Consider the following 26,484-nt stretch of genomic DNA (forward strand, 5'->3'; position numbering starts at 1 on the left):
TTGACCCGGTTTTGTAGGAATCCTACAAATTGCTGACGCAAGGTTCATGCTCTCCTACACCGGCATTCGGGCGCTCCAGGGTGTTCAGTAACAGGGTGCTTACGTTGCTTGCGCCCGGACAGGGCTCTCAGACCCCCGGCATGCTCGCCGAATGGCTCGAGCTTGACGGCGCCCGCGATCGACTCGCGGCCTGGTCCGAGCTCGCCGGGCTGGATCTGGAGCGCCTCGGCACCACCGCGACCGCCGACGAGATCACCGACACCGCGGTCACCCAGCCGCTGGTCGTCGCCTCGGCCCTGCTCGCCTACGACGCACTCGCCACGCAGTCGCCGCTGGCCCCGGACACCATCGTCGCCGGCCATTCTGTCGGCGAATTGGCCGCTGCGGCCATCGCGGGCGTCATCACCCCCGACGAGGCCGTGACGCTGGCCGCCGTGCGCGGCGCCGAGATGGCCCGCGCCTGCGCGCTGGAGCCGACCACCATGGCCGCCGTGCTCGGCGGCGACGAGGAGCAGGTCCTGGCCCGCCTCGACGAACTCGAGCTGGTCCCGGCCAACCGCAACGCCGTCGGTCAGATCGTGGCCGCCGGCAAGGTCGACGCCATCGACGAGCTCGTCGCGAATCCGCCGGAGAAGGCCCGCACCCGCAAGCTCGCGGTCGCCGGCGCCTTCCACACCGCCTTCATGGCGCCCGCGCAGGACGCCGTCGCCGCGGCCGCCGCGAAGATCACCCCCGCCGACCCGACGTTCACCCTGCTGTCCAACTCGGACGGCAAGGCCGTCACCTCGGGCACCGAGGCACTGGAGAAGCTGGTCGCCCAGGTCACCCGCCCGGTCCGGTGGGACCTGTGCTCGGTGACGATGCGCGACGCGGGCACCACCGCGATCGTCGAACTCCCCCCGGCCGGCACCCTCGTCGGCATCGCCAAGCGAGAACTCAAGGGCACGCCGACGCTGGCGCTCAAGACGCCCGAGGGGCTCGCCGACGTCAAAGAACTTGGATAACCGCCGGAACTCGCAGGAGCATCCAAGCAACCGACGAGGTTGCCCGGCACCGAACCGATCACCAATCAGGTGAAGCAGATAGAAGGGAGCCACACCGTGGCCGCTACTCAAGAAGAACTCATCGCCGGTATCGCCGAGATCATCGAGGAAGTCACCGGCATCGAGCCGTCCGAGGTCACCATGGACAAGTCCTTCGTCGACGACCTGGACATCGACTCGCTGTCGATGGTCGAGATCGCCGTCCAGACCGAGGACAAGTACGGCGTGAAGATCCCGGACGAGGACCTGGCCGGTCTGCGCACCGTCGGTGACGCCGTCGCCTACATCCAGAAGCTGGAGCAGGAGAACCCCGAGGCCGCCGCCGCCATCGCCGCTCAGATCGCACAGGAAAAGAAGGAAAAGAACGCGTGACCGCGTCGCTTCGCGAGTACTCCACGCTGGGAGGTAACTTTCCCAGCGTGGTGGTGACGTCGATGGTCGCCACCACCTCGCTGGGCGTCGATCTTGATTCGACTTGGGACGGGCTGCTCGCGGGCAAGTCCGGCATCAAGGAGTTGACCGGTGACTTCGTCACCAAGTACGGCGAGCTCCCCTGTCGGATCGGCGGCAAGCTCCTCGAGGACCCCGCCGACGAGGTGACGCGCGTCGAGGCGCGCCGCATGGCCTACGTCGAGCGGGTCGCCCACGTGATGAGCAAGCGCCTGTGGGCGCATGCCGGCGAGCCCGAGGTCGACCCGGAGCGGCTCGCCGTCGTCCTGGGCACCGGCCAGGGCGGTGGCGACGCGATGATCCACAACTGGCAGGCCATGGAGGAGTCGGGCAACTACCGCAAGGTGTCGCCCCTGGCCGTCCAGATGTCGATGCCCAACGGCCCGGCCGGCGTCGTCGGCCTCAACGTCGGCGCTCGCGCCGGCGTGATCACCCCGGTCTCGGCGTGTTCGTCGGGTGCCGAGGCGATCGCCCACGCGTGGCGTCACATCATCCTGGGCGACGCCGACATGGTGGTCTGTGGCGGTGTCGAGGGCTACATCGACGCGATTCCGATCGCGGCGTTCACCATGATGCGCGCGATGAGCACCCGCAACGACGATCCGGAAGGCGCGTCGCGCCCGTTCGACAAGGATCGTGACGGCTTCGTCTTCGGTGAGGCCGCCGCCATGCTGGTCCTCGAGCGCGAGGACCACGCCAAGGCCCGCGGTGCGCACATCCACGCCCGCGTCCTCGGTGCCGGCATCACGTCCGACGGATTCCACCTGGTGGCCCCGGACCCCAGCGGTCAGGGCAACTCGCGGGCCATGGCGCGCGCGATCCAGACCGCCGGGCTGACTCCGAAGGACATCAGCCACGTCAACGCCCACGCGACGTCGACCCCCATCGGCGACACCGCCGAGGCGATCGGCATCCAGTCGGCCGTGGGCAACCACGCGGCGATCTACGCCCCCAAGTCGGCGCTGGGCCACTCGATCGGCGCCGTCGGTGCCCTCGAGTCGGTGCTGACCATGAAGGCGGTTGAGGAAGGCGTCATCCCGCCGACCCTCAACCTGGAGAATCTGGATCCCGAGTGCGGCGACATCGACGTCGTGCACGGGGAGCCCCGCAAGGGCAACTTCGAGTACGCGCTCAACAACTCGTTCGGTTTCGGCGGCCACAACGTGGCCATCGCGATCGGCAAGTACTAGAAGTACACACAAACGAACCCCGCACCGGTCATCGGTGCGGGGTTCGTTTTGTCATCCAGCGTGTGCGTGTACTACCCCACCCGCTGGGCAAGCCAGGTCGCCTCGGCACCCACGGAGCCGAGGCGGTAGTTCTCCAGTTCGTTGTCCCACGCGGTGCCCAGGGCCGCGTGCAGCTCACCGGCGAGGCCGCGTCCGTCGGGCTGGGCGTCCATCAGGGCGCGGATCTGCATCTCGCCCAGGATCACGTCGCCGTTGGCCGCCGTCGAACCGTGCCAGAGGCCCAGCCCGGGCACGTAGCTGAACCGGGTGCCGTCGATGCCGTCGCTGGGGTCCTCGGTGACCTCGAAGCGCAGCGACGACCATTCGCGCAGCGCCGTCACCAGGCGTGCGCCGGTGCCCACGGGACCGACCCAGTCGGCCGTGGCCCGCTGCATGCCGGGCTCGGCGTCCTGCGGCGACCACTTCAGCTGGGCGCGCACGTTCAGGGTCGACGACAGCGCCCACTCCACATGTGGGCACAGCGCGACGGGCGCGGCGTGGATGTACACCACGCCGGTCGCATAGTCCGCAATCTGAGTCAGGTCGCGCACCTTGATCACCTCCGGTTCGACGAGGAACGTCTTCCCCAACACACCTCGTCGGCCAACCGGCGGCCACGTATCACATTGTTGTTATCCAGTGTGCCTTATGGGACGTGTGTTGCGCTAGTTCTTCTTGATACCGGAGTTCGTTGAAGTGTCCAGTGTGACTCAGCGCGAGTAGAGACTCTCGTTGAACTCGCTCCACAGCGGCTTGGCCCACGGGCCGAAGGCGCGGTCGGTCAACACGACGCAGCCGATCTCGCGCACCGGGTCGACCCACAGGAAGGTGCCCGACTGGCCGAAGTGGCCGAAGGTCGTCGGGGCGGACGACGGCGCCGTCCAGTGCGGTGACTTGTGGTCGCGGATCTCGAAGCCCAGCCCCCAGTCGCAGGGCTTGTGCCGCCCGTAGCCGGGGACGAAGCCGTCCAGGCCGGGGAACCAGACCGAGCGCGCGCGCAGCATCGTCTCCGGCGCGACGATCGTCGGCGCGAGGAGATCGACGGCGTAGCGGGCCAGATCGTCGACGCAGGAGGTGGCGCCGTGCCCGGCGGGGCCGTCCAGCGTCGTCGTCGACATCCCCAGCGGCTCGGCGACGGCCGCGGCCAGGTAGTCCGGGAAGTCGATGCCCGTGGCCTGCTCGACCGTCTCGGCGAGCAGCTCGAACCCGGCCGACGAGTAGATCCGCTGGGTGCCGACCTCGGCGATCTGGTCGCGGGAGTCGAAGGCCAGGCCGGAGGCGTGGGACAGCAGGTGGGCGACGGTCGAACCGGGCGGACCGGCGGGCGTCTCGAGCTCGACGGCCCCCTCCTCAACCGCGACGAGGACCGCCGAGGCCACCAGCGGCTTGGTCACCGAGGCCAACGCAAAGGCCCGGCTGGTGTCACCGAGAGTCTCGGTGACACCACCCGGGCCGATGAGCGCGCCGGCGACGTTGTCGACCGGCCACTGTGCCAGTTCTTGCAGCACTCGCCGTCAGGCGGCGGGACGCTGCGAGGCCGGAGCCGGAGCCGGGAGGCTCGGCGCGGGGGCCTTGCTCGGCAGGGTCGCGGGAGCCTTGACCTCGCCGGCCTCATCCGGGTTGAGCGTGTCCTTGAGGTCGCCGGCCGTCAGACCGGTGCCGCCGGAGAGCACGTTCTGGATCTTGTCCTCGGGAACGTTGCAGTGCTTGCGCGCCTCGGTCGGCCACAGCTTGGTCAGCTCCTTCACCCCGGCGGCGTGCGCGTCGGCGACGGTGCCGTGGGTCAGGTTGGCCTGCTGCACGCGTCCGGTGACCAGGGCGGCCTGCTCGCAGACGTGGAACTTGCTGCCCTTCTTCGAGTAGAAGACCTGGTCGCTGCCGGTCAGGGCCTGCACGACGTTGCGCTCACGGGCGATCTGCTCGGAGGACACCGCGTTGAAGTCCATGCCGGACACCGCGACGGCCGCACCCAGGATGACGGCCAGGCCGCCCAGGATGCCCTTCTGCTTGCCGTCGATGTTCTTGTCCATGAAGATCAGGACGATCAGCGGCAGGAAGGCGAGGATCGTGATGATCGCGCCGAGCTGGTTCTGCACGAAGAAGCGGAACTTGTTCTTCTCCGACGCCGGGTCGAGGTGGTTGGCCTTCTTCCACAGCAGGTTGCCACCGAGGGCGGCGACCGCCATGACGACCAGCAGGATGATCGCCAGCGTGAACTTGTTGCCGAGTTCGCCGGGGACGATGATCTTGAAGATGAGGTAGAGCTCTACGGCGATTGCGGCGATCCACAGGACGATCGCGGCCACGCGGAACCAGGTCGCCTTCGACTTGTTCTGCGCGCTCGGAACCCAGTTGCCCTCCGCGATGGACGCAGCGCGCTCGCGCTCCGCGGCCTTCGCGGCCTTGGACTTGTCGTCTGCCATTACAAACTGCCCTTCAAAAAGTGGTGTCTCGCGACGGAAATCGCGATTGCCACAGACTTTAGTGCACCAAACCGCCCAAATGGGTAGCGGCCGGGCTCACGTGTCGTGAACCCGGCCGCCCCCGTCGACGTCGATGCGCGGGGTCAGCGCATCACCAGTCCTCTTCGGTGTAGCGGATGACGCCGCGGATGTTCTTGCCGTCGAGCATGTCCTGGTAGCCCTCGTTGATCTGGTCCAGGCGGTACTCGCGGGTGATCATGTCGGTGATGTTCAACTTGCCGGCCTTGAACATCGACAGCAGCATCGGGATGTCGAGCTTCGGGTTGGCACCGCCGAAGATCGAGCCCTGCAGGTTCTTCTGCATCAGGGTCAGCATCGAGAAGTTCAGTGTGACCTCGGTGTCGAGCATGCTGCCCATACCGGTCAGGACGCAGGTGCCGCCCTTCGACGTCAGGTTCATCCAGCTGTCGATGTCCTTGCCGTGGACCTCGCCGACGGTGACGATGACCTTCTTGCACATGCCGCCCGCGGTGATGCCGGCGATGTCGCCCATCGCCTCGTCGATCGAGGCATAGGCCTTGGTCGCACCGAACTTGAGCGCCTGCTCGCGCTTCCACTCGACCGGGTCGATGGCGAACACGTTGCGCGCACCGGCGATGACGGCGCCCTGCAGCGCGGCGGTGCCGACGCCGCCGACGCCGACGATGGCCACGTCCTCACCCGGGCGGACGTCGCCGCTGCGGGTGGAGGAGCCGAAGCCGGTCGGGATGCCACAGCCACACAGCGCTGCGACCTCGAACGGGATGTCCTTGTCGATCTTCACGACCGACGCCTCGTGCACGACCATGTACGGGCTGAAGGTGCCCAGCAGGGTCATCGGGTAGACGTTCTCCCCGTCGGCGGTGTGGATGCGGAACGTGTGGTCGGAGACCGCTTCGCCCTGCAGCAGGTACATGCCGAAGTCGCAGAGGTTCGCCATGCCGGCCTGGCACGACGGACACTTGCCGCACGACGGGATGAAGGACAGCACGACGTGGTCGCCGACCTCGAAGTCGGTGACGCCCTCGCCGACGGCGTCGATGATGCCGGCGCCCTCGTGGCCGCCGAGAATCGGGAAGCCGCCCATCGGGATGCCGCCGGTCATCAGGTGGTGATCGGAGTGGCACATGCCCGCGGCCTGCATCTTGATCTTGACCTCGTGGGGCTTGGGGTCGCCGATGTCGATCTCCTCGATCTTCCACGGCGAATTCAGCTCCCGAAGCAGGGCACCTTTAGTCTTCACAATCCATCCTCACTCGCGACATTGATGCGGGAGAACCCGCGCTGGTTGTGAGCGTAGTCACCAGAACGCAAAATTGGAACACGTTCCACTTTTGGATTTCTACGCGTCGCCGGCAGGCTTGGCGAATGCCGCCAGCGTTTGCCGGAATTCCGGCGACTGCAGCAGCGCGACCTGCCCGGCCAGCTCTTCGCCGAGGGCGGCTTCGAAGGCCGCCATCGTCACGGCGTCGGAGGCGGCCTTGGTGGTGCGCAGCGCCGCCGGGGACTTCGCGGCCAGAGCGGCGACGACCTCGTCGACGCGCGCCCGCAGGGCTGTCTCGTCGTCGACGACCTCGGTGACCAGTCCGGCGTCGAACGCCGCGCCGGCACGGAACTTCTCGCCGAGCATGAGCAGCGCGTTGGCGCGCGCCCGGCCGATCGAGGCGGACACGAGCATGCTCGCTCCCCCGTCGGGCATGAGCCCGATGTTGACGAACGGGAACAGGAAGTAGGCGCGGGTGGTCGCGTAGACGAGGTCGGCGCCCAGGGCCAGCGAGGCACCGATGCCGACGGCGGCTCCGTCGACGGCGGCGACCACCGGCACGCGGATCCTTCGCACCGATCGCGCCAGCTCGGAGCCGTTGGAGATGATTCCGGCCGCAGCCTCTTCGCCGACCGTCGCGTCGCCGCCCGACGAGTTGGCCGCCGCCATGTCGGTGATGTCTGCGCCGGCCGAGAAGCTCCCGCCCGAACCGGTGATCACGACGACGCGGACGTCGTCGCGCTCGGCCCACTCGTCGAGCGCGGCCCGGATCCGGAGGGAGACCGTGCCGCTCAGCGCGTTCATCCGATCCGGCCGGTTGATCGTCAGCCGGGCGATCCCGGCGTCGTCGACGGAGGTGAGCAGTTCAGCGGAGTCGGTCACGCTCCCGTTCTAGCACGGGGCGATCGGCGGTGCGCCCGGTCTACAGAACGGCGAAGTCGTCGACGAGCCAGCGCCCACCGTCGCGCACGAGAGTCACCTTGACGCGCGACTGGTAGAGGTGGCCGTCGGGCATGACGGCGGCGATCTCGGGCGCGGTGATCGTCTGGTCGAGGGCAACGAGCACCTCGGCCTTGTCGGCCGTCAGTTTGATGACGCCGGCGCTGGTGGCCGCCCCCTTCGACGAGGCGTCGGCGGCTTGGGTTCCCTTGCGGGCGTCGGGCAGCGACTTGATGTACTTGTCGGCGAAATCCGTGGTGGAGATGTCCCGGATCCGGCGGTCGAGGTCGCCGTAGTCCTTGGCCTGGTAGGTGGTGAGTGCGGCCGCCGAGTCGCGGGCCGCCTTCAGCGCGCTCTGCCCGTGCGAGGACTGCGGATCGGTCTGGGCCGCGATGTGCGAGGCACGGAATCCCCAGACGCCCAGTCCGATGACGAGGACGGCGAGAACCGCGCAGGCGGCGAGCAACCAGCCGATGAGCTTGTCCGCGTCGAACCTGTCGGTCAGGGCCGCGACGAGGCCGCCCTTCGGGTTGTCGACCTTGCCCGGCGTCCGCGCGTCCTTGCGGGCAGCCTCCTTGGCCGCCTCTTCCCGGGCCGCCGCCCGCTTCTTGCGGTTCGCGGCCAGAAACGCGTCGCCGGCCAACGGCGACTCGTGGTCGTCCTTCGTGCTTCCCATGGCTACACAGGGTAGGCGACGCCCCACACCCTCCTAACTATCAAATATATGTGATAGGAATAGCGGGACCGTTTTCTACGAGAGGCCACCACCCCATGGTTGAATTCACCCCCGAACAAGAGTCCTTCGCGCAGGCCGTGCGCGACTTCTGCGCACGCGAGGTCGGTACCCGCGAACAGCGCGCCAAGTACACGCAGGACGGACCGCACAGCGAGGAGCTGTACCGCAAGATGGCGGACCTGGGCTGGGCCGGGATCATCGTCGGCGAGGAGTACGGCGGCGCCGGAGCCGGCAACGTCGAGCTCTGCATCTTCCTCGAAGAGGCCCTGCGCGGCATGGCGCCCGTCGGCGGCATCGGCCCGACCTTCATCACCGCGGCCGCCTACGAGCGCTTCGCCAGCGAAGAGCTGAAGAAGGAAGTCCTCGCCAACGTCGTCAAGGGCGACTCGCTGTCCATCGCGATGAGCGAACCCGAAGCCGGCTCCGACGTCGCGAACCTGTCCTGCAAGGCCGAGAAGGTCGACGGCGGCTGGCTCATCAACGGGCAGAAGACCTGGATCTCCAACGCCGCGATCGCCTCGTCGATCCTGCTCATCGCCCGGACCGAGCGCACCGACAAGAAGCACGAGGGCATCACCCAGTTCCACGTCCCGGCCGGGGTCAAGGGCCTGGAGATCGTGCCGATCGAGACCCTCGGCGGTCGCGAGCAGAACGACCTCTACTTCACCGACTGCTTCATCCCCGACGAGTACGTCGTCGGCAAGGTGAACCAGGGCTGGTGGCAGCTGATGGCCGGCCTGAACACCGAGCGCCTGATCCTGGGCGCCATGCAGCTCGGCCTGGCCGAGCGGTCCTTCGACGACACGCTGAAGTTCATCACCGAGCGCAAGCAGTTCGGCAAGCCCGTCGGCACCTTCCAGGCGCTGCGCCACCGCATGGCCGACCACGCCACCGAGATCGAGTGCACCAAGCTCCTGGTCTACAGCTTGGCCGAGAAGGCCGACGCCAACCCGACGCAGATGTTCCCGCGCGAGGCGTCGATGGTGAAGCTCAAGGCGACCGAGGTCTCCAAGGCGATGACCATCGACGGCATGCAGATGATGGGCGGCTACGGCTACACCAAGGAATTCGACGCCGAGGCGCTGATGCGCAGCGCGATCATCTCGACCGTGTACGGCGGTACCAACGAGATCCAGCGCGACATCATCGGCAAGACGTACGGGCTGTAGGCCGGTGGCCCCACCGCGCGGGGCGCTGCGGCGCCGCCCGCAGCTGTCCGAGGAGGTCGCCGGCGCAATCCGACACCGGATCATGACCGGCGACTTCCGGCCCGGCGACTTCATCCGGATGGACGAGACCGCCGCCGAGCTCGGGGTCAGCGTCACGCCCGTGCGCGAGGCGCTGCTCACGCTGCGGGGCGAGGGGATGGTGAACCTCGCCCCGCACCGCGGGTACGTCGTGGCCGACCTCTCCCCGACCGACGTCGAGGACATCTTCTGGCTGCAGGGCCAGATCGCGGTGAAGATCGCGCTGCGCACGGCGGGGATCATCACCGCCGCCGACCTGGACGCCCTCACCGCGTGCAACGAGCGGCTGCGCATCGCCGTCGACGCCGGGGACGTCGACGAGATCGTCGACGCCGAGTTCGACTTCCACCGCACCCACAACCGCATCTCGACCAGCGGGAAGCTCGCGTGGTTCCTGCTCAACGCCACGCACTACACGCCGCACCGCCTGTACGCGGCGGACCCCGAGTGGGGCGCGGTGGCGGTGGACAGCCATTCCAAGCTGATCGAGGGCTACCGGTCCGGCGATCGCGCGGCGATCACCGAGCAGGTGCAACGACAGTTCGACGACGGCGCGCAGCGCCTGACCGCGCGGCTCGCCGAGGCCGGGATCTGGGATGGTGACGCAGCTCGCTGAACTGCGGTTTTGTCCCCGATCAGGCCATGCGCTAAAGTCGGAACCCGGCTCACCCGAGCCGACGCCATTCCCCCATAGCTCAATTGGCAGAGCATTCGACTGTTAATCGAACGGTTACTGGTTCGAGTCCAGTTGGGGGAGCTCGACAAGGCCCGCCACCAGCGCACTCGCTGGGGCGGGCCTTTCCCGTCGGCAGCGCGGTGCGCCGTGACCGCCTACTGGTCACGAGACACCGCACCAATCGCTATATCCTTCGCACTGAAGATCCACGCGTCCGAGGAGGTGAGGTCGTGGCCGGTTTCCTCTCCCGCACCCTGGACCGTCTGATGGGTCCGTGGCAGGCGACGATCGACACAATCGAGCCGGGCAGCATCGTCGTCGCACCCCGCAAACCCATCGACCTGCACGACGAGGCGTCCATCACCGAGGTCCTGGACCTGGCGCTTCGGATCGGGGCCGTCCTCCTCGACGCCGGCACCGGCGCGATCGACACCCGGCACCAGGTCGAGTTCGTCGCCAACATCTACGGCCTCGAGGACGTCGACGTTGACGTCACCTTCAACACCATCCTGATCTGCGCCCGCCGCGGCAGCACCCTGCCGCCCATCACGGCGTCGCGGACCGTTTACTACCGGTCCCTGGACTTCACCCGTCTGGCGCAGGTCGACCGCCTCGTCCGCAAGATCCGCCAACTGTCGATCACGCCGACGACGGCCCACCGCATCGTCGACGAGATCACCGACGCTCCACACCCCTACCCGCGCTGGGTCGCGACGATCGCCTGGGGGCTGATGGCGCTGGGCATCGGCGTGTTCCTCGGCGGAACCTGGATCGTATGGCTCACCGCGTTCGCGACGACCGTCGTGGTCATCGAGTTCAACCGGCGGCTCAACCGGATCGGCACGCCGCCGTTCTTCCAGCAGATGGCCGGTGGCTTCCTCGCCGTGCTTCCCGCGGCGCTGCTGTACCCGGTGCTGGAGAACAGCGGCCTCGGCTTCAGCCCGCAGCAGATCATCGCGACCGGCATCATCGTGCTCCTCTCCGGCCTCACGCTCGTCGGCTCGGTGCAGGACGCCATCACGGGTGCGCCGATCACCGCCGCCGCACGCTTCACCGAGGTCTTGGTGATGACCGGCGGAATCATGATCGGCGTCGCCCTGTCCATCCGGTTCGTCGGCCTGTTCCACGTCCACCTCCCCGCACTCACCGCGGTTCCCCCGTTCGGCGCGGCCGACGTGCCGGCCCGGGTGATCGGTGGGGCGATCTCGGCGTTCGCGTTCGCCCTGGCGAGCTACGCCGAGCGCCGCGCCCTGCCCGCGGCGTTCATCTCGGGGGCCATCGGCTCCGGAGTCACCGCCGCCCTCTTCCTCACCGACCTGGGCCCGATCTTCAGCTACGCGGCCGCGGCGATCATCGTCGGACTCGTCGGCGGTATCGCGGCCCGGCGGTCGTTGACACCGCCGCTGGTCGTCGCGATCGCCGGCATCACCCCGCTGCAGCCCGGCCAGGCGATCTACCGGGGCATGTACGGCCTGATGACCGGAACCGGCGGATCACTGGCCATGATCACCGCCCTGGCCATCGGAGTGGGTTTGGCCACCGGCGTCACGCTGGGCGAGTTCATCGCCCGCACCTTGCAGCGCCCTCAACTGCCGACCACGTTCCCGTTCTACCGCCGGCGTCGTTGAACCCTTTGGGGTCCGTTTTGGCCATTCTGCGCCCCGCTCCCCGACCCGCCGCCTACCGTGAGCGGACCCGGGGGGACCGAACCAGCACGAGGAGCTCTCATGTCCGCAATCGCCAAGGCTGCCGCAGCCGTCGTCATCGGCGCCGCCGGTCTCGCCCCCTTCGCCGTCGCGGCCAGCGCCTCGGCTGCGCCGTTCCCGGGCGCGACCCCGGCCAAGTACTACGCGAACTGCGATGCCGCCCGCGCCGACGGCGCCGCACCCATCCAGAAGGGCCAGGACGGCTACTCGGACAAGCTGGACCGCGACGGCGACGGCATCGCCTGCGAGAACTAGTCACGCGCCCCTCGCGGATCGGCCCGCGCGCGTGCTGATCCGGCCGGCAACGGTCGACGACGCCCCCGCCATCGCCGACATCAACGTCCGAGGCTGGCAGATCGGCTACCGCGGACTACTGCCGCAGGACCACCTCGACGGCCTGTCCGTCGACGAGCGCACGGAGCGGTGGCGCGCCATCATCGGCGCCGGGGACCCCACCGCCCACCAGCTCGTCGCCGAGCTGGCCGGGTGCGTCGTCGGCTGGACCGCCTTCGGCGGTGACCGCACCGAGTCGGGCAGCGGCGAGCTGTGGGCGTTGTACGTCGATCCCGATCGCTGGTCGCACGGAGTCGGGGCCGCGCTCATCTGTGCCGCCGAGCGCGCCCTCACGGCAGCGGGCTTCGACGAGGCCGTCCTGTGGGTGCTCGACGGCAATGAGCGGGCCGATCGCTTCTACCAGGCCCACGGGTGGTCGCTCGACGGCCAGACGCGCGTCGACGACACCCGACCGCGGGTGGAACTGCACGAGCACCGGCGCTCCAAGCGCCTGCGGCCGCAGTAGCCGACACCGGTACCCTTCGTGGGCGGGCCCATGCCCGAAAGGGGCGATAGCTCAGTTGGTTAGAGCCGCGGACTCATAATCCGTAGGTCCCGGGTTCGAGCCCCGGTCGCCCCACTGTGACATCCCTGCCGGCCTCCGGCCGGTGTGGGCCTACTGTCTTCGAGTAAGACCACGGAAGGCCCACTGTGTGACATCCCTGCCGGCCTCCGGCCGGTGTGGGCCTGCAGCAATCCCACGGAAGGCCCACTGTGAAACCCCTGTGGCTCATCGTGTTCGACCGGCTGTCATGCGAACGGAGGTATAGATTCGTGAGCGGTACCACTCCCGCGACGAATGAGGATCCGTGACCGACCAGAGCGCGTCCACCAAGTACATCACCGGGCGAATCGTCCGCACCGACCTCGACGGTGACGACCCGAACGCGTCGGCGGAGGCGATGGTCGTCGAGAACGGGAAGATCACCGCGATCGGGTCCAAGGCCGACGTCACCAAACCGGCCGGCGCCGAGGCCGTCGACATCCCCGACGGCTGGGTGCTGCCGGGCCTGATCGAGCCGCACAGCCACCCGAGCGCCGCGGCCTTCCAGCTCTCCTACAACGTGATCGACATCCGCCCGGTCACGCTGTTCACCGCCGACGACGTGTGGGCCGCCATCAAGAAGCAGGTGGCCGCCAAGAAGGACCCGAACGCCACCGATCGGTGGGTCTTCGCCAACGGCTGGGACCCGCTGCTGCAGAAGGGCCTGACCGAGCCGAACATCGCCGAGCTCGACAAAATCGCCCCCGACGTTCCGCTGCTCATCGCGCACAACTCGGGCCACTCGATCTACTTCAACACCGCCTGTGCCGAGTACTGCAAGATCACCAAGGACACCCCGGATCCGCCCGGCGCGAAGTACGGCCGCGACGCCAACGGTGAGCTGAACGGCATCGGCTACGAGGCCGGTGCGGTCCTCTCGATCGTCCAGCCGTTCCTGTCGAGCATGGCCGACAAGATGCCGCAGATCTTCATGGCCCACCTGCAGGGATTGCAGGAGAAGGGCATCACCACCATCGCCGACCTGGGCTGGACGGCCCAGTTCAATCCGCTCGCCCAGGGCCTGCAGAAGGCCGGCGGCGGAGTCCTGCCGGTGCGCCTGCGCGCCTACGAGCTGTCCAACCCGGGCGCCAAAGCAACCCTGCCGATCGGCAACGGCGACGACTGGTTCAAGCAGATCGGCATCAAGATCATCTCCGACGGCTCGCCGTGGGTGGGCAACATCGCCACCTCGTTCCCCTACCTGACCAACGCGGCGACCAAGGCCATCGGCCTGGAGCCGCACCACATCGGCAAGGCGAACTACACCGAGGAGCAGATGCTCGCCCTCGCCGAGCAGTACGCGGGCGACGGATGGCAGCTGGCGACGCACTCGCACGGCGACGTGGCGGTCGACCTGACCATCGACACCTACGAGAAGGTCATCAAGAAGCACAAGCTGACCGATCACCGCTTCCGCCTGGAGCACTGCGGTCTGATGACGCCCGAGCAGTTCAAGCGGGCCCACGCCCTGGGCATCACCACCTCCCTGTTCGTCGACCACATCACCTATTGGGGCGAGGTGCTCGAGGACGACCTGTTCGGCAAGGAGCGCGGCGGTGCATGGGCCGACGCCGGCACGGCCACCGACGCGGGGATCGCGGTGACCTTCCACAACGACGGCACCGTCACGCCGTGCGAACCGCTGCGCAACATGGCGGTCGCCGAGACGCGCACCACCCGTCTGGGCCGCAAGCTCAGCGGCGGCAAGGGCGTCACCCGCGACGTCTCGCTGCGCGGCCACACCTCACACGCCGCCTGGCAGCTCAAGGGCGAGAACGAGATCGGCATCCTCAAGGAGGGCAACTACGCCGACCTGACGGTGATCTCCGTCGATCCGCGCACCGCCAAGCCCGAGGACCTGGCGACGGCCAACGTGTTGGCCACCGCGCACGAGGGCACCGTCACGCCGACGTAGTCAGCTTCGCCGCGACCCTCTTCGCCGTCGCCTTGGCCGATCCCGGGTTCTGCCCGGTGATCAGCCGACCGTCGACGACCACGTTCGACACGAACGGGAGCAGCGCCTTCTCGTAGTGGGCGCCGCGATCCTTGGCGACCTGCTCCGCGTTGTACGGCACGAGCTTGTCCACGCGCGCCAGCTCCTCCTCGCGCCAGGAGAAGCCGGTCATCTTCCGATCCGCGATCAGGTACTCCCCGTCGGAGAGCGTGGTGTTCAGCAGTCCGCAGTATCCGTGGCAGACCGACGACACGATGCCGCCGGCCTCGAAGATCTCCCGGGTGAGCTGCTGCAATCCCGCACTGTCGGTGAAGTCGTACATGACGGCGTGCCCGCCGGTGAAGTAGATGGCGTCGAAGTCCGCCGCGTCGACCTGCGCCGGGCTCGGTGTCGACTCCAGGAGCGCCATCTTGGCCGGGTCGGCCCGCCACGCCTTGGCGCTCTTATCGTAGTTGGGGAACTTCAGCGACCGCGGCTCCAGCGGCACCGCCCCACCGCTCGGGCTGACCAGCGTCTGGTCGAAGCCGTGCTCGTCGAAGACGTGCCAGGCGTGGGTGAGCTCGGACAGCCACAGCCCGGTCGGATGGGACGGATCGTCGTAGTGCCCGACGTTCGTGACGACGTTGAGGACGCGCTTGGTCACTGATTCCACCTTCAGCGGATGTATACGGTGTTTACATCAAGGTATTGGTGCCCGTTCGGCTTGTCAACGTTCTGGTCAGGCCAGGATCGCGCCGACCGCGGATCGCACATGAGAATCCACCACCTCACCCGATGAGGCATCAAGCTTGCCGTCGAGGTGTAGAAACGCCAGGCCATGCGCCAGCGACCAGAGCGCGAGGGCGGTCGCCTCGGAATCGGCGGACGGCAACGCCTTCTGCACCACCGACCGCAGGTACTCGTGGATTGCCGCGACGGCGTCCACCCGGTCGGGGCTTCCCGCGTCGCAGCCCTCGGCAAACATGACGCGGAAAAGTCCGGGGCGGTCGAGGGCGAAACGCACGTACCCCACCGTCAGCTCCGCGATGTCCGCGACCGACGCCGGCTCGGGGCACGTGGCGACCATTTGCTCGGCCAACTGCCGATAGCCGACCGCGGCAACCGCCGACGCCAGCGCGGTGCGGTCCTCGAAGTGTCGATACGGCGCCGCAGCGGACACCCCCGCCTGACGGGCGACGGCGCGCAACGAGAGGTCCGCCGTCGGGTCGTCCTCCAGCAGCGCCATCGCCGACGCCACCAGGGCGGTCGGCAAGTCACCGTGGTGGTAGCGGGTCGAAGAATCTGTCATCGCAGTGTGATTTTCCCAATCCTGCCGACTTAACGGCACGCCGATCGTCGGCCTCTGCCATCCTCATAGCCATGAACGCCACACGTCAACACCGCCGCGTCGCGACCACCGTCGCGGCCCTCGCACTCACCGGCGCGATCGCCACCGTCACCACCCCGGCCGCCCCCGCCGCGCCGGTGCGCCCGCCGAGCGTCACCCCCGCGATGATGGTCCTCACCCCGAAGTGGGTGGTCGGCTGCCGCTACCTGGTGTCGGCGCTGGTCACCGACCGCCGCGCCCCGGTGAGCCTGACGATCCGCACACCGCGCGGCCGGCTGGTCCAGCGACTGCGCGTGCGCGACGAGATCCGCACCGACGACAAGCGGGTGGCCACCGGCTACTGGGTGCCGCGCGCACCGGGCCAGGTTCGGCTCTCGGTCGAGCAGAACGGCGTCCGGATGATGTCCAAGCAGCTCTACCCGGTCGTGTTCGGGTGGGTCAACGGCTCGGGCTGCTATGGGATCTAGGGCTCAATCGCACGTCGCCAGGACACGGTTCATCGCGTCGCGCTCGGGTGCGACGACCCACAGTCCGTAGGCGGCCTTGACCTCGATCTGCCGCGCGACGTAGGTGCACCGATAGCCCTTTTCGGGTGGCAACCAGGTGGCGGCGTTGCCCGCCTTCTTGCGCTGATTGGCCCAACCGGCCGTCGTCTGCAGGTTGCGCGGGTCGTTGGCGAATTCGAGTCGCTTCTGCGGCGCCCACTCCTGCGCACCGGTCCGCCATGCGTCGCCGAGCGCCACGACGTGGTCGATCTGGATGGCCTTCACGTCGACGCCGCGCTCGAAGCGGATTCGCCCGCCCGTGTAGGGGTCGTCGAGCCAGCCGCTCATCACCCGGCACTTGCCGCTCATCCGCACATCGGTCAGGTCGCGGCGCAGCACATCGTCGCGGGTCCGGCAGCCGTTGCGGCCCATGGCGACGTCGACATCGTCGGACCAGGCTCGCCCGAAGACGGAGCGTCGATAGCCGGTGTTCGGGGCACGCCCCTTCACCTCGAGCCGGGCGAGGCGTTCGCGGGCGGCGGCAAAGCCCGGCGACGCGGACGGAGACGCCGGGACCAGGCTGGACAGGCCCGCGCGGAGCTCGTCGTCCGAGCCGACGCGGACCGACGCCCCGCCATAGGCGGTTTCCGAATCGCTCGGCGCAGGCGCCACGGTACAGGCGGTCAACGCCGACCAGGTGAGAGCGACGCCGATCCCGACGCGCCACGTCGTCGTTGATCTCATCGGCCCAGTCTCCCGTACCGCACCGACATCGAACGCCTGCCGCGCCATCAATCGGCCAACGGCCGGCGGGCCAGCCACGCGGCGACGACGGCGCCGGAGATGTTGTGCCACACCGAGAACACCGCCGACGGCAGCGCGGCCAGCGGCGAGAAGTGCGCGGTCGCCAGGGTCGCGGCCAGGCCGGAGTTCTGCATGCCCACTTCGAAGGCGAGCGCGCGACGGGCTTTGTCGTCGAGTCCGCCCAGACGTCCGGCCAGATAGCCGAGCGCCAGTCCGAAGCCGTTGTGCAGGACGACGGCGAGAAACACGATCGCCCCTGCGGTGGCGATCTTCGCAGCACTCCCGGCGACGACGATCGCCACGATCAGCGCAATGACCAGCGCCGAGATCCAGGGCAGCGCGGGCAGGGCCTTTCCGACCCAACGCTGGGCCAGCGCCCGCACCAGGAGGCCGAGCACGACCGGGACCAGCACGGTCTTGACGATGTCGAGCACCATCGACCCGGCGTCGATCTTCAGGTAGGAGCCGGCCAGCAGCCACACCAGGAACGGGGTGAGCAGCGGTGCGATCAGCGTCGACACGCTCGCCACCGCGACCGACAGCGCCACGTCGCCCTTGGCCAGATAGGTCATCACATTCGAGGCGGTGCCCGACGGCGCGCAGCCGACGAGGATGACGCCGACCGCCAACTCGGGCGACAGGCCCAGCGCATGGGCGATCGCCCAACCGGCGCCCGGCATGATCACGTAGTGGGCGACGATCCCCAACACGACCGCCCAGGGACGACGAGCGACGGCGGCGAAATCCGGCGGGGTCAGCGTCAGCCCCATGCAGAACATGATCACGCCCAGCAGATAGGGCACCTGGTGTGCCATGGGCGTGAAGGCCGACGGCGCGAGATAGCCGGCGATCCCCGCCGCGAGCACCAACAGCGGGAAGACGGTCACCGCCGTCCGGGCCAGGCGCTCCTGCGCCGCCGGGGCGGGGGTGCTCACCGGGCGCTGCTGATGCACGGTTCGGCGGGTTCGTAGGCCACGTCGAAGGTCACCGGCCCGGCGGTCGCCGTCCACTTGTGATCGCCCGCCATGCTCACGCGGACATCGTCGGCGTCGGCCCGGTCGACATTGGCGACCTCGCCCCGGTCGACGGGCAGCGCGCACCGCAGCCAGTACGAGGCCTCGTTGTCGCCCGGGTTGATGGGACGCCCCTGCTCGCGCAGGATGAAGCGCCGCACCCGGTAGGCGACGTAGTAGTCCGGCGCGTCATCCCCCGCGGCGAGGGACACCTTCGGGCAGGCGTAGGGCGATTTGTCCTCATCCCACGTCAACAGGATCGTCGCGCCCGACGGACCCTTCCAGTTCGTCCCCGCCTGGCCCTGCTGCGGCTCGGTGGACAGGGCCGCGGCCACGGCCGAGGTCGCCCCGAAATACCGCTCGCGGATGTATTCGGGCGGCATGGTCCAACACTTGCGGGTGACCGCGTCGACATCACCGGCGTTGACCTCGCGCGCCCACCGCTGCAGGCTGGCGAACTCGCTGTCGCCGGAATTCACCACGATGGTCGCCCGGTCTCCGGGAGCCGCGGACGGACCGGCGGGATGGCCGGCACATCCGCCGACCAGCAGCGCAGCACCGAGCGCGGAGACAATCGCAGCCGTGGTTCGCATACGGCTATTCGATCACAGGTCGGCGCCCACGGCCCGTCAGGGCAGCTCGACGACCGGGTCGACCGCCTGCTCCAGCAGACTGCGCCGATAGGCCTCGAGTGCGACGAGGTCGCCGAAGACGCCGTTGTAGGTGTCGGCGTCGTCGGTCGGCGACATGCGGCGCAGCCGGGACTTGATGTCGGCGATCTGCTGGCCGACCCACACCTCCTGCAGCCGCGCCAGCACCGAGCCGACGTAGCGCGGGACGGCGTCGTCCTCCACGCGCATCGGTTCGACGGCGAGCTCGGTGACGAGCGGGGCGATCGACGGATCGTCGACGGCGGTGTGGACGGCGTCGACCCACTGCGCGCCCCCCATTCCCGAAGCGGTGTCGCCCAACGAGCGCATGGCGGCGCGGATCGCCGTGTACGCGGGCTCGGTGAAGCACTCCAGCGGCAGCGAGTCGAAGACGGTGCCCGCGATCGCCGGGTACTGCAGCGCGGCCTTGAGCGCCTCGCGCTGCGGCCACAGCCGCGGGTCGCCCGGCAGCGGTTTGGCGGTCGGTGGTGGTGTCGATTCGGCTTCCGGGCGGGCGCGCTGCGGCTCCGGTCGCGCCGGCCGTCCGCGGCGGCGACCGTTCTTCTTGGATTCCTCGCGAACTCGCCGCAGCACCTGCGACACGTCGTCCCAGCCGACCCACCCGGCCAGCTGGCGGGCGTACTCGTCGCGCAGGGCGACGTCCTTGATCTGCGCGACCACCGGGACGGTGTCGCGCAGGGCATTGACGCGACCCTCCGCGGTGTCGAGGTCGTGCTGCTTGAGGAGTGTTTTGATCGCGAACTCGAACATGGGGATGCGCCGGGCGACCAGGTCGCGCACGGCGGCCTCGCCCTGCTGCTGGCGCAACTCGCACGGATCCATGCCGTCGGGGGCGATGGCGACGAAGGTCTGGCCCGCGATCGCCTGCTCCCCCTCGAAGGCCTTCATCGCCGCCGCCTGGCCCGCCGCGTCGCCGTCGAAGGTGTAGATCACCTCGCCGCGGTAATAGGAGTCGTCCATCATCAGGCGCCGGATGAGCGCGAGGTGGTCGTCGCCGAAGGCGGTGCCACAGCTGGCGACGGCGGTCGTGACGCCGGACAGGTGCATCGCCATGACGTCGGTGTAACCCTCGACGATGACGACCTGGTGGCCCTTGGCGATGTTCTTCTTCGCATGGTCGAGGCCGAACAGCACCTGTGACTTCTTGTAGAGCATCGTCTCGGGCGTGTTCATGTACTTGCCCATGTTGTCGTCGTCGTAGAGCTTGCGCGCGCCGAAGCCGATGATGTCGCCGGCCAGGTTCTTGATCGGCCACAGCAGTCGACGGTGGAACCGGTCGATCGGTCCCTGCCGCCCCTGCTTGGAGAGGCCGGCCGCCTCGAGTTCCTTGAACTCGAACCCCTGCGACAGCAGCGCCTTGGTCATCGTGTCCCAGCCGGAGGGCGCGTACCCGCAGCCGAACTTGAGCGCCGCCTGTCCGTCGAAGTCGCGCTCGGTCAGGTAGTCGCGCGCCGTCTGCGCCTCCGGCGTGCGCAACTGCTCGGCGTAGAACTTCTGCGCCGCGGCGTTGGCGGCGACGAGACGTGCGCGTGTTCCCCGATCCCGCTGGACGCTGGTGCCGCCGCCCTCGTAGTTGATGCGGTAGCCGACCTTGTCGGCGAGCTGCTCGACCGCCTCGACGAAGCTGATGTGCTCCTGCTTCTGCAGGAAGGTGTAGACGTCGCCGCCCTCACCGCAGCCGAAGCAGTGGAAGTGTCCGTGGTTGGGGCGGACGTGGAACGACGGGGTCTTCTCGTCGTGGAAGGGGCAGAGCCCGGTCAGCCGGTCGGCACCGGCGCGCTTGAGCGCGACGTAGTCGCCGATGACGTCCTCGATTCGGACCTGTTCACGGATGGCCGTGATGTCACGATCGGGGATTCTGCCGGGCACGTCGAACAGTCTAGTGGCTAGCCCAGGTGGGCTTGGATGTCGGAATTGCGCTTGTCGGTGCGCTCGAGTCGCCCCTCGGTCATCGAGGCGATCTGGTCGACGATGACGCGCAGGCGTCCGCCGTCGTCGGCGGCCGCCTCCCAGGCGGGCAGGAACAGCGGGTCGAGTCCGCCGGGTCCCGCCTCGGTCATCCAGGTGGCGACGCGGTGGATGCGCTCGCGCTGTCGGTCTTGCACCGAGAGGTGCCGCTGATCGGAGAAGATGAACTGCAGCGCCATCGTCTTGAGCACCGCGACCTCGGCGGCGACCAGGGGCGGAACCTGCAGGTCGACGTCGTAACGGACCGCGGAGCGGTCACCGAGCCGCTCACGGGTCGCCATGACGGCGGCCGACGCGAATCGGCCGATGAGCTCGGAGGTCATCCGCTTGAGCGCGACCGCGCTGGTCAGCGTGCCGTCGTAGGCCCCGACCTCCCGCACGACCTCCATCTCCGACAGACGTGCGGCAGCTTCGATCAGCGCGTTCTCGTCGAGGCCCTTGAAGTGGGTGACCGCGAGGTCGGCCAGGATCTGGCGCTCGGCCGGATCGGCGAGCGAACGCAGGTCCAGGCGGTCGGAGATGACGCCGTCCTCCACGTCGTGGACCGAGTAGGCGATGTCGTCGGACCAGTCCATCACCTGGGACTCCAGTGACTGTCGGCGCGGCGGCGCGCCCTCCCGGATCCACGCGAGGGCATCCGCGTCGTCATCGTAGGCACCGAACTTGCTGCCCGGCGCGGGGCGGGTCCACGGGTACTTGAGCGTCGCGTCCAGCGATGCCCGCGTGAGGTTCAGCCCGGCGCTGTGACCGTCGGGATCGAGGATCTTCGGCTCGAGGCGGGTGAGGATGCGCAGGTTCTGTGCATTGCCCTCGAAACCGCCGATGTCGGCGGCCACCTCGTCCAGCGCGCGCTCCCCGTTGTGCCCGTAGGGCGGGTGCCCGATGTCGTGGGCCAGCCCGGCCAATTCGACCAAGTCGGGGTCGCATCCGATGCCGACCGCGATCCCCCGGCCGATCTGCCCGACCTCGAGCGAGTGCGTGAGCCGGGTGCGGGGCGTGTCGCCCTCGCGCGGTCCCACGACCTGCGTCTTGTCGGCCAGGCGGCGCAGCGCGGCACAGTGCAGGACTCGCGCGCGATCGCGCGAGAAGTCGCTGCGGTGTTCGCTGCTGCTGCCCGGGAGGCCGGCTTCCTTCTCGCCCTCGCAGACCCGCCGCTGTACGTCGGCCGCGGTGTAGGCGGCCTCGCCGATGGGGTCAGTCAAGCACCCATCCCCGGTCGACGGCGAAGTCGGTCACCCGCTGGCGGATCAACACGATCTGCGCGGCGGTCAGCGAGCCCGAGCAGTCGAGCAGGATCTCGGTGATCTCCTCGTTGAACGCCGCGGCGTCCATCGATCCTTGGCCACCGCGCGCGCGGTGCGGGCGGTCGCGACGGTCATCCCGGCGGTCGTCGCGACGGTCATCCCGGCGACGGTCGTCCCGGCGGTCATCACGACGGTGGTCGCGGCGCTCGGCACGGGCGTCGGACTCGAATCCGGGCGGGGCCTCCTGCGTGAGCACGACGTTGGTGGCCTTCGCGCCACGGTCGGTCTCCTCCACGTCGAACTCGACGACGGCGCCGGCGCGCAGCTGCGACTCGTCGATGTCGAGGTCGTTGATGTGGATGAACACATCGGCGCCACCCTCTTCCGGCGCCACGAACCCGAACCCCTTGTTCGGATCGAAGTGCACGATCTTCCCACTCACAGCCACAACCCTTACCCACTTCCCAAACACTCAAACAAACCGATGCCGGGGCCAGATCGGCTCCGCGGCCCCTCTATCTTCGCAGATCGTGCCAGGGTGGGGTGGTGGACCAGCGCATCAGTTTCATCACGCTCGCCGTCGCCGACGTGTCGCGGTCGCGGCGGTTCTACGTCGACGGCCTCGGGTGGCAGGAGGAATTGTTCGTTCCCGACGAGGTGCTCATGATCCGCGCGGGCGGGCATCTGGTGTTCTCGCTGTGGGACGAGCGCGGGTTCGAAGGGGAGGTCGGGCCGATCCGGCGAGGTGACGGCCTGGTGCCGATCACCCTGGCGCACAACGTCGCCACCGAGGCCGAGGTCGACGAGATCCTCGCGCACGCCCGTCGGGTTGGCGCCGATCCGGTCGGCGCCGCGGTCAAGCGCGATTGGGGCGGGTACACCGGCTACTTCGGCGATCCCGACGGCTACCGCTGGGAGATCGCGGTCAACCCGGGGCCGATCGGTCAGATCGTGCTCCCGGACTGACTGCCCGAGGCGTTCCGCCCGGCATCGGGCAGATGGACCAGGATGAGGCCGAGTACGGCGAGGACGACGTTGCGGAACGCCGGTTCCACCCCGTTCCAGTCCGCCGAGCGCCACATCTGAAACCATTCGCCGCCGACGGCGATGAAGCCGCAGCCGAACAGGAGCACCACCATCACCAGGCCGATCGACGCCCACCCCCGGGCGCGGTCGAGTCCGCCGTCGGTCCATCCCCGCACGTAGAACACGAGAGCTGCGACCAACGCCAGCGTCGCGGCCGCCTCCCAGACGATGATGCCGATGTATGCGGTGTGCCAGAGCGCGGGCACGTCGATCGCGCGCCACATGACGTCGGGGTCGCCGCCGGTGGTGTCCATCGACAGGACGTGGCGCACGTACGCGAGGTTCGTGCCGTAGTCGGTCAGGTTGCCGACGACGATCAGCCCCAGCAGAAGCGCGTTGACCATCACCAGGCAGGCCGCCGCGACCGGCCGCGAGCCCGCGATCCGCGAGAACGCGGGTCTAGGCCCCGACAAGCTTCCCGCCGAGGTACTCCACGACCTTGTCCAGCGCGATGCGCTCCTGGGTCATGGTGTCGCGCTCACGGATGGTGACGGCCTGGTCGTCGAGGCTGTCGAAGTCGACCGTGAGGCAGAACGGGGTGCCGATCTCGTCCTGACGGCGGTAGCGCTTGCCGATGCTCTGGGTGTCGTCGTATTCGATGGCCCAGTGCTTGCGCAGCTCGTCGGCGAGCTTGCGCGCGGTCGGCGCCAGCTCCTCCTTCTTCGACAGCGGCAGCACCGCGGCCTTGATGGGCGCGAGGCGACGGTCGAGCTTGAGCACGGTGCGCGCATCGGTGCCGCCCTTGGCGTTGGGCACCTCTTCCTCGGTGTAGGCGTCGCAGAGGAAGGCCATCATCGAGCGGCCCAGGCCGGCTGCCGGCTCGATCACGTACGGCGTGTACTTCTCACCGGTCGCCTGGTCGAAGTAGACGAGGTCCTCGCCCGAGTGCTTCGAGTGCGTCGACAGGTCGTAGTCGGTGCGGTTGGCGATGCCCTCCAGCTCGCCCCACGGGTTGCCGGCGAAGCCGAACCTGTACTCCACGTCGGTGGTGCCCTTGGAGTAGTGCGACAGCTTCTCGAGCGGGTGCACGAACAGCCGCAGGTTCTCCGGGTCGATGCCGAGGTCGACGTACCAGTCGTGGCGCGCCTTGATCCAGTACTCGTGCCACTTCTCGTCTTCGCCCGGCTTGACGAAGAACTCCATCTCCATCTGCTCGAACTCGCGGGTGCGGAAGATGAAGTTGCCCGGCGTGATCTCGTTGCGGAAGCTCTTGCCGATCTGCGCGATGCCGAAGGGGGGCTTCTTGCGCGCCGTCGTCATCACGTTCTTGAAGTTGACGAAGATGCCCTGGGCGGTCTCGGGCCGCAGGTAGTGCAGGCCCTCCTCGTCGGCGACCGGGCCGAGGAAGGTCTTCATCAGGCCGGAGAACTCCCGCGGCTCGGTCCACTTGCCGGGTTCGCCGGTCTCCGGGTCCTTGATGTCGGCCAGGCCGTTCTCCGGCGGGTGGCCGTGCTTGGCCTCGTACGCCTCGATGAGGTGGTCGGCGCGGTATCGCTTGTGCGTGTGCAGCGACTCGACGAGCGGATCGCTGAACACCTCGACGTGACCGGACGCCTCCCACACCTGACGCGGCAGGATGACCGACGAGTCCAAGCCGACGACGTCGTCGCGGCTGGTGACCATCGACCGCCACCACTGGTCCTTGATGTTGTTCTTCAGCTCGACGCCGAGCGGGCCGTAGTCCCACGCCGAACGGGTGCCGCCGTAGATCTCGCCGCAGGGGAAGACCAGGCCACGGCGCTTGGCGAGGTTGACGACGGCTTCAACGTTGGACTGCACGGCCACGGGTCGGAGTTCTCCTGGTCAGCGGTGATGGGACTGGTCTTCCAGCCTAGTCGCAGCAGGCCGCCGCACCCCGGCACCCCCGGTCACTCGTCGCCGAGCCCCTTGGCCCATTCCGCGACGCGGGCATCGCTCTCCTCCTGGGACAGGTCTTCGACTCGGGTCATGATCGACCACCGGACGCCGAACGGATCCCGGATGCTCGCGAAGCGGTCGCCGGAGACGAACGTCGACGGGGCCTCGCGGATCGACGCTCCGGCGGCCACCGCCCGGGCCACGACCTCGTCCGCGTTCGGACAGTAGAGACCGACCGCGTAGCAGTCGTCCTCGCCCTCCGGCGCCGGCACGAGATGGAACTCGGCGGCCGGCTCGCCCAGTTGGAGGCGCCCGTTGCCGAAGTCCAGTTCGGCGTGGTGGACGACGCCGTCGGAGGCGGTGACGCCGAGCACCCGCGCACCGAAGACGTCCCGGTAGAAGTCGATCGCCGCCTTGGCGTTGCCGACCGACAGGAACGGGGTGAGGCTGCTGAAACCGTGCGGTGTGCCGTTCGTCGTGTGGCGACCGTCGGCCGCCGGGATTCTGGTCTGGTGAATCGTCTCGTTGCTCATGGGATCCACGCTACGAACGCCGCCCCGTGACCCGCTTGTAGATTCGCGACAGCTTCGCACCGCCGGTGCCGGGCCTAGTCTGGTAGTCGTGGTCGACCCGTCGCGCGGCGTGCTCTACCCGACCCGGTTGCCCAGCTTCACCCGGATCGGGCCGCCGGCACGCGTCGCCGACCTCGTCGGCTGGTTCTGGATTCCGGAATGGGATCTGCCGCCCGGGCGATCGTCGCGGCAGCACCTCGTCGCCTACCCCTCGTGCAACCTGGTCGTCGAGGCCGACGGAGTGGGTCTGGCCGGACCGTCGACGCGCATTTCCCACCGCGATCTCACCGGACGCGGTTGGGCGGTGGGCGCGCTGCTGCGACCGGCCGCCGTGGCGACGCTCACCGAGGACCCCGGTTCCCTTCGCGACGCCTATGCGCCGGTGCGGGCCCCCGACCTGCACACCGCGGTGTGCGCGGCGATGAGCGGGTCCGATCAGGCCGATCGCCACCGCGCGGCCGTCGAGGCCTACTCCGACTGGCTCGTCGAGCGCGTCGGACTAGCGACCGCCGAGGCCCGATTGGCCAACGAGATGGCCGGTCTCCTCATGACCGACTCGTCCGTGCTGCGCCTGGACGACGCGGCGCAGGCGCTCGCAGTCTCGTCACGCACCCTCCAACGACTTGCGCGCCGGTACGTGGGCGTGTCCCCGACGGCGATCATCCGGCGACGCCGACTCCAGGAGGCCGCCCAGGTCATCCGTGACGATCCGCACCCCGACCTGTCCGCGATCGCGGCCGACCTCGGCTACGCCGATCACGCCCACCTGACCAACGATTTCGCAGCCGTGCTCGCCTTCACGCCGAGCGCCTACCGCGCGACGATCCGATCAGATGAAAACAGCTTCCGATAAGCTGGTCGGGTACCGCGAGGA

The 26,484-nt window shown here is 68.7% G+C and carries 29 protein-coding genes and 2 tRNA genes; 14 read left to right on the top strand and 17 right to left on the bottom strand.

Features of this window, described 5'->3' with window-relative positions:
* Window positions 1-95 precede the first annotated feature (95 nt).
* From QM634_RS01880 to QM634_RS01890, 3 genes are all read left to right on the top strand, one after another.
* On the top strand, window positions 96-1,004 hold the full coding sequence (locus QM634_RS01880; protein ID WP_415041076.1) for an ACP S-malonyltransferase: 909 nt from the start codon (window positions 96-98) through the stop codon (window positions 1,002-1,004).
* 96 nt (window positions 1,005-1,100) lie between these two features.
* Window positions 1,101-1,415, top strand: coding sequence for a meromycolate extension acyl carrier protein AcpM (gene acpM / locus QM634_RS01885; RefSeq protein ID WP_415041077.1), 315 nt, complete (start codon window positions 1,101-1,103; stop codon window positions 1,413-1,415).
* Entirely contained in the window at window positions 1,412-2,683 is a 1,272-nt protein-coding gene (locus QM634_RS01890) for a KasA/KasB family beta-ketoacyl-ACP synthase (RefSeq protein WP_415041078.1), read from the top strand. Before acpM ends, QM634_RS01890 begins: the two co-directional genes overlap by 4 nt.
* 71 nt (window positions 2,684-2,754) lie before the next feature.
* Here the strand turns inward: QM634_RS01890 and QM634_RS01895 are convergent, their stop codons facing one another.
* The 6 genes from QM634_RS01895 to QM634_RS01920 all read right to left on the bottom strand — a co-directional run bounded on the left by QM634_RS01895 (window position 2,755) and on the right by QM634_RS01920 (window position 8,063).
* Complete coding sequence (locus QM634_RS01895) at window positions 2,755-3,273, bottom strand: DUF3145 domain-containing protein (RefSeq protein WP_415041134.1); 519 nt, start codon at window positions 3,271-3,273, stop codon at window positions 2,755-2,757.
* 159 nt (window positions 3,274-3,432) lie between these two features.
* Window positions 3,433-4,230, bottom strand: coding sequence for a serine hydrolase domain-containing protein (locus QM634_RS01900; RefSeq protein ID WP_415041079.1), 798 nt, complete (start codon window positions 4,228-4,230; stop codon window positions 3,433-3,435).
* Between the two features lie 6 nt (window positions 4,231-4,236).
* Window positions 4,237-5,145 carry a hypothetical protein gene (locus QM634_RS01905; RefSeq protein WP_415041080.1) on the bottom strand — a complete coding sequence of 303 codons (909 nt, stop codon included), beginning with the start codon at window positions 5,143-5,145 and terminating at the stop codon, window positions 4,237-4,239.
* A gap of 151 nt (window positions 5,146-5,296) precedes the next feature.
* Window positions 5,297-6,427, bottom strand: a complete 1,131-nt coding sequence (locus QM634_RS01910) for an NDMA-dependent alcohol dehydrogenase (RefSeq protein WP_415041081.1) — start codon at window positions 6,425-6,427, stop codon at window positions 5,297-5,299.
* A gap of 99 nt (window positions 6,428-6,526) precedes the next feature.
* Window positions 6,527-7,330 (bottom strand): enoyl-CoA hydratase-related protein, encoded by an 804-nt coding sequence (locus QM634_RS01915; protein WP_415041082.1) that lies wholly within the window; start codon window positions 7,328-7,330, stop codon window positions 6,527-6,529.
* Between the two features lie 40 nt (window positions 7,331-7,370).
* Window positions 7,371-8,063 (bottom strand): hypothetical protein, encoded by a 693-nt coding sequence (locus QM634_RS01920; RefSeq protein ID WP_415041083.1) that lies wholly within the window; start codon window positions 8,061-8,063, stop codon window positions 7,371-7,373.
* 95 nt (window positions 8,064-8,158) lie between these two features.
* Between QM634_RS01920 and QM634_RS01925 the strand changes: the two genes are divergently transcribed.
* The 8 genes from QM634_RS01925 to QM634_RS01960 all read left to right on the top strand — a co-directional run bounded on the left by QM634_RS01925 (window position 8,159) and on the right by QM634_RS01960 (window position 14,544).
* Window positions 8,159-9,292, top strand: a complete 1,134-nt coding sequence (locus tag QM634_RS01925; RefSeq protein WP_415041084.1) for an acyl-CoA dehydrogenase family protein — start codon at window positions 8,159-8,161, stop codon at window positions 9,290-9,292.
* Window positions 9,293-9,296: 4 nt separating this feature from the next.
* Window positions 9,297-9,986, top strand: coding sequence for a GntR family transcriptional regulator (locus QM634_RS01930; protein WP_415041085.1), 690 nt, complete (start codon window positions 9,297-9,299; stop codon window positions 9,984-9,986).
* Between the two features lie 68 nt (window positions 9,987-10,054).
* Window positions 10,055-10,127 (top strand) — tRNA-Asn (locus tag QM634_RS01935).
* A 149-nt stretch (window positions 10,128-10,276) separates the two neighbouring features.
* Window positions 10,277-11,674 (top strand): threonine/serine ThrE exporter family protein, encoded by a 1,398-nt coding sequence (locus tag QM634_RS01940; RefSeq protein ID WP_415041086.1) that lies wholly within the window; start codon window positions 10,277-10,279, stop codon window positions 11,672-11,674.
* Window positions 11,675-11,773: 99 nt separating this feature from the next.
* Entirely contained in the window at window positions 11,774-12,007 is a 234-nt protein-coding gene (locus tag QM634_RS01945) for an excalibur calcium-binding domain-containing protein (RefSeq protein ID WP_415041087.1), read from the top strand.
* Between the two features lie 31 nt (window positions 12,008-12,038).
* The gene (locus tag QM634_RS01950) at window positions 12,039-12,551 is read left to right on the top strand and encodes a GNAT family N-acetyltransferase (protein ID WP_415041088.1); all 513 of its coding nucleotides are present in this window, start codon (window positions 12,039-12,041) and stop codon (window positions 12,549-12,551) included.
* A gap of 40 nt (window positions 12,552-12,591) precedes the next feature.
* Window positions 12,592-12,665 (top strand) — tRNA-Ile (locus tag QM634_RS01955).
* A gap of 229 nt (window positions 12,666-12,894) precedes the next feature.
* Window positions 12,895-14,544 carry an amidohydrolase gene (locus QM634_RS01960; protein ID WP_415041089.1) on the top strand — a complete coding sequence of 550 codons (1,650 nt, stop codon included), beginning with the start codon at window positions 12,895-12,897 and terminating at the stop codon, window positions 14,542-14,544.
* On the opposite strand, the gene QM634_RS01965 is transcribed toward QM634_RS01960, so the two are convergent.
* Window positions 14,531-15,226, bottom strand: coding sequence for a type 1 glutamine amidotransferase domain-containing protein (locus tag QM634_RS01965; RefSeq protein ID WP_415041090.1), 696 nt, complete (start codon window positions 15,224-15,226; stop codon window positions 14,531-14,533). The genes QM634_RS01960 and QM634_RS01965 overlap by 14 nt on opposite strands.
* A 75-nt stretch (window positions 15,227-15,301) precedes the next feature.
* Window positions 15,302-15,871 (bottom strand): TetR/AcrR family transcriptional regulator, encoded by a 570-nt coding sequence (locus tag QM634_RS01970; RefSeq protein WP_415041091.1) that lies wholly within the window; start codon window positions 15,869-15,871, stop codon window positions 15,302-15,304.
* Window positions 15,872-15,942: 71 nt separating this feature from the next.
* Here QM634_RS01970 and QM634_RS01975 point away from each other — a divergent pair, with 71 nt between their 5' ends.
* Window positions 15,943-16,377: a hypothetical protein gene (locus QM634_RS01975; protein WP_415041092.1), complete on the top strand. Its 435-nt coding sequence runs from the start codon at window positions 15,943-15,945 to the stop codon at window positions 16,375-16,377.
* A gap of 3 nt (window positions 16,378-16,380) precedes the next feature.
* Here the strand turns inward: QM634_RS01975 and QM634_RS01980 are convergent, their stop codons facing one another.
* From QM634_RS01980 to QM634_RS02005, 6 genes are read right to left on the bottom strand one after another with little or no spacing between them, the layout of a single operon-like run.
* Complete coding sequence (locus QM634_RS01980; protein ID WP_415041093.1) at window positions 16,381-17,139, bottom strand: HNH endonuclease family protein; 759 nt, start codon at window positions 17,137-17,139, stop codon at window positions 16,381-16,383.
* A 47-nt stretch (window positions 17,140-17,186) separates the two neighbouring features.
* Window positions 17,187-18,134 carry a bile acid:sodium symporter family protein gene (locus tag QM634_RS01985; protein ID WP_415041094.1) on the bottom strand — a complete coding sequence of 316 codons (948 nt, stop codon included), beginning with the start codon at window positions 18,132-18,134 and terminating at the stop codon, window positions 17,187-17,189.
* Entirely contained in the window at window positions 18,131-18,805 is a 675-nt protein-coding gene (locus QM634_RS01990) for a hypothetical protein (protein ID WP_415041095.1), read from the bottom strand. The genes QM634_RS01985 and QM634_RS01990 overlap by 4 nt, the downstream gene beginning before the upstream one ends.
* A gap of 36 nt (window positions 18,806-18,841) precedes the next feature.
* Window positions 18,842-20,752 (bottom strand): DNA primase, encoded by a 1,911-nt coding sequence (gene dnaG / locus QM634_RS01995; RefSeq protein WP_415041096.1) that lies wholly within the window; start codon window positions 20,750-20,752, stop codon window positions 18,842-18,844.
* 17 nt (window positions 20,753-20,769) lie between these two features.
* Window positions 20,770-22,053 carry a deoxyguanosinetriphosphate triphosphohydrolase gene (locus QM634_RS02000; protein WP_415041097.1) on the bottom strand — a complete coding sequence of 428 codons (1,284 nt, stop codon included), beginning with the start codon at window positions 22,051-22,053 and terminating at the stop codon, window positions 20,770-20,772.
* Window positions 22,046-22,543: a cold-shock protein gene (locus tag QM634_RS02005; protein WP_415041098.1), complete on the bottom strand. Its 498-nt coding sequence runs from the start codon at window positions 22,541-22,543 to the stop codon at window positions 22,046-22,048. Before QM634_RS02005 ends, QM634_RS02000 begins: the two co-directional genes overlap by 8 nt.
* A 98-nt stretch (window positions 22,544-22,641) precedes the next feature.
* Between QM634_RS02005 and QM634_RS02010 the strand changes: the two genes are divergently transcribed.
* The gene (locus QM634_RS02010; protein WP_415041099.1) at window positions 22,642-23,061 is read left to right on the top strand and encodes a VOC family protein; all 420 of its coding nucleotides are present in this window, start codon (window positions 22,642-22,644) and stop codon (window positions 23,059-23,061) included.
* On the opposite strand, the gene QM634_RS02015 is transcribed toward QM634_RS02010, so the two are convergent.
* The 3 genes from QM634_RS02015 to QM634_RS02025 form a co-directional block, all read right to left on the bottom strand.
* Entirely contained in the window at window positions 23,040-23,594 is a 555-nt protein-coding gene (locus tag QM634_RS02015) for a DUF2165 domain-containing protein (RefSeq protein ID WP_415041100.1), read from the bottom strand. The genes QM634_RS02010 and QM634_RS02015 overlap by 22 nt on opposite strands.
* Window positions 23,581-24,966 (bottom strand): glycine--tRNA ligase, encoded by a 1,386-nt coding sequence (locus QM634_RS02020; protein ID WP_415041101.1) that lies wholly within the window; start codon window positions 24,964-24,966, stop codon window positions 23,581-23,583. The genes QM634_RS02015 and QM634_RS02020 overlap by 14 nt, the downstream gene beginning before the upstream one ends.
* Before the next feature lie 83 nt (window positions 24,967-25,049).
* Window positions 25,050-25,571, bottom strand: a complete 522-nt coding sequence (locus QM634_RS02025; RefSeq protein WP_415041102.1) for a VOC family protein — start codon at window positions 25,569-25,571, stop codon at window positions 25,050-25,052.
* 88 nt (window positions 25,572-25,659) lie between these two features.
* Between QM634_RS02025 and QM634_RS02030 the strand changes: the two genes are divergently transcribed.
* On the top strand, window positions 25,660-26,463 hold the full coding sequence (locus QM634_RS02030) for a helix-turn-helix domain-containing protein (RefSeq protein WP_415041103.1): 804 nt from the start codon (window positions 25,660-25,662) through the stop codon (window positions 26,461-26,463).
* Window positions 26,464-26,484 lie beyond the last annotated feature (21 nt).

Source organism: Gordonia sp. (in: high G+C Gram-positive bacteria), assembly GCF_047606305.1.
Classification (GTDB): Bacteria; Actinomycetota; Actinomycetes; order Mycobacteriales; family Mycobacteriaceae; genus Gordonia.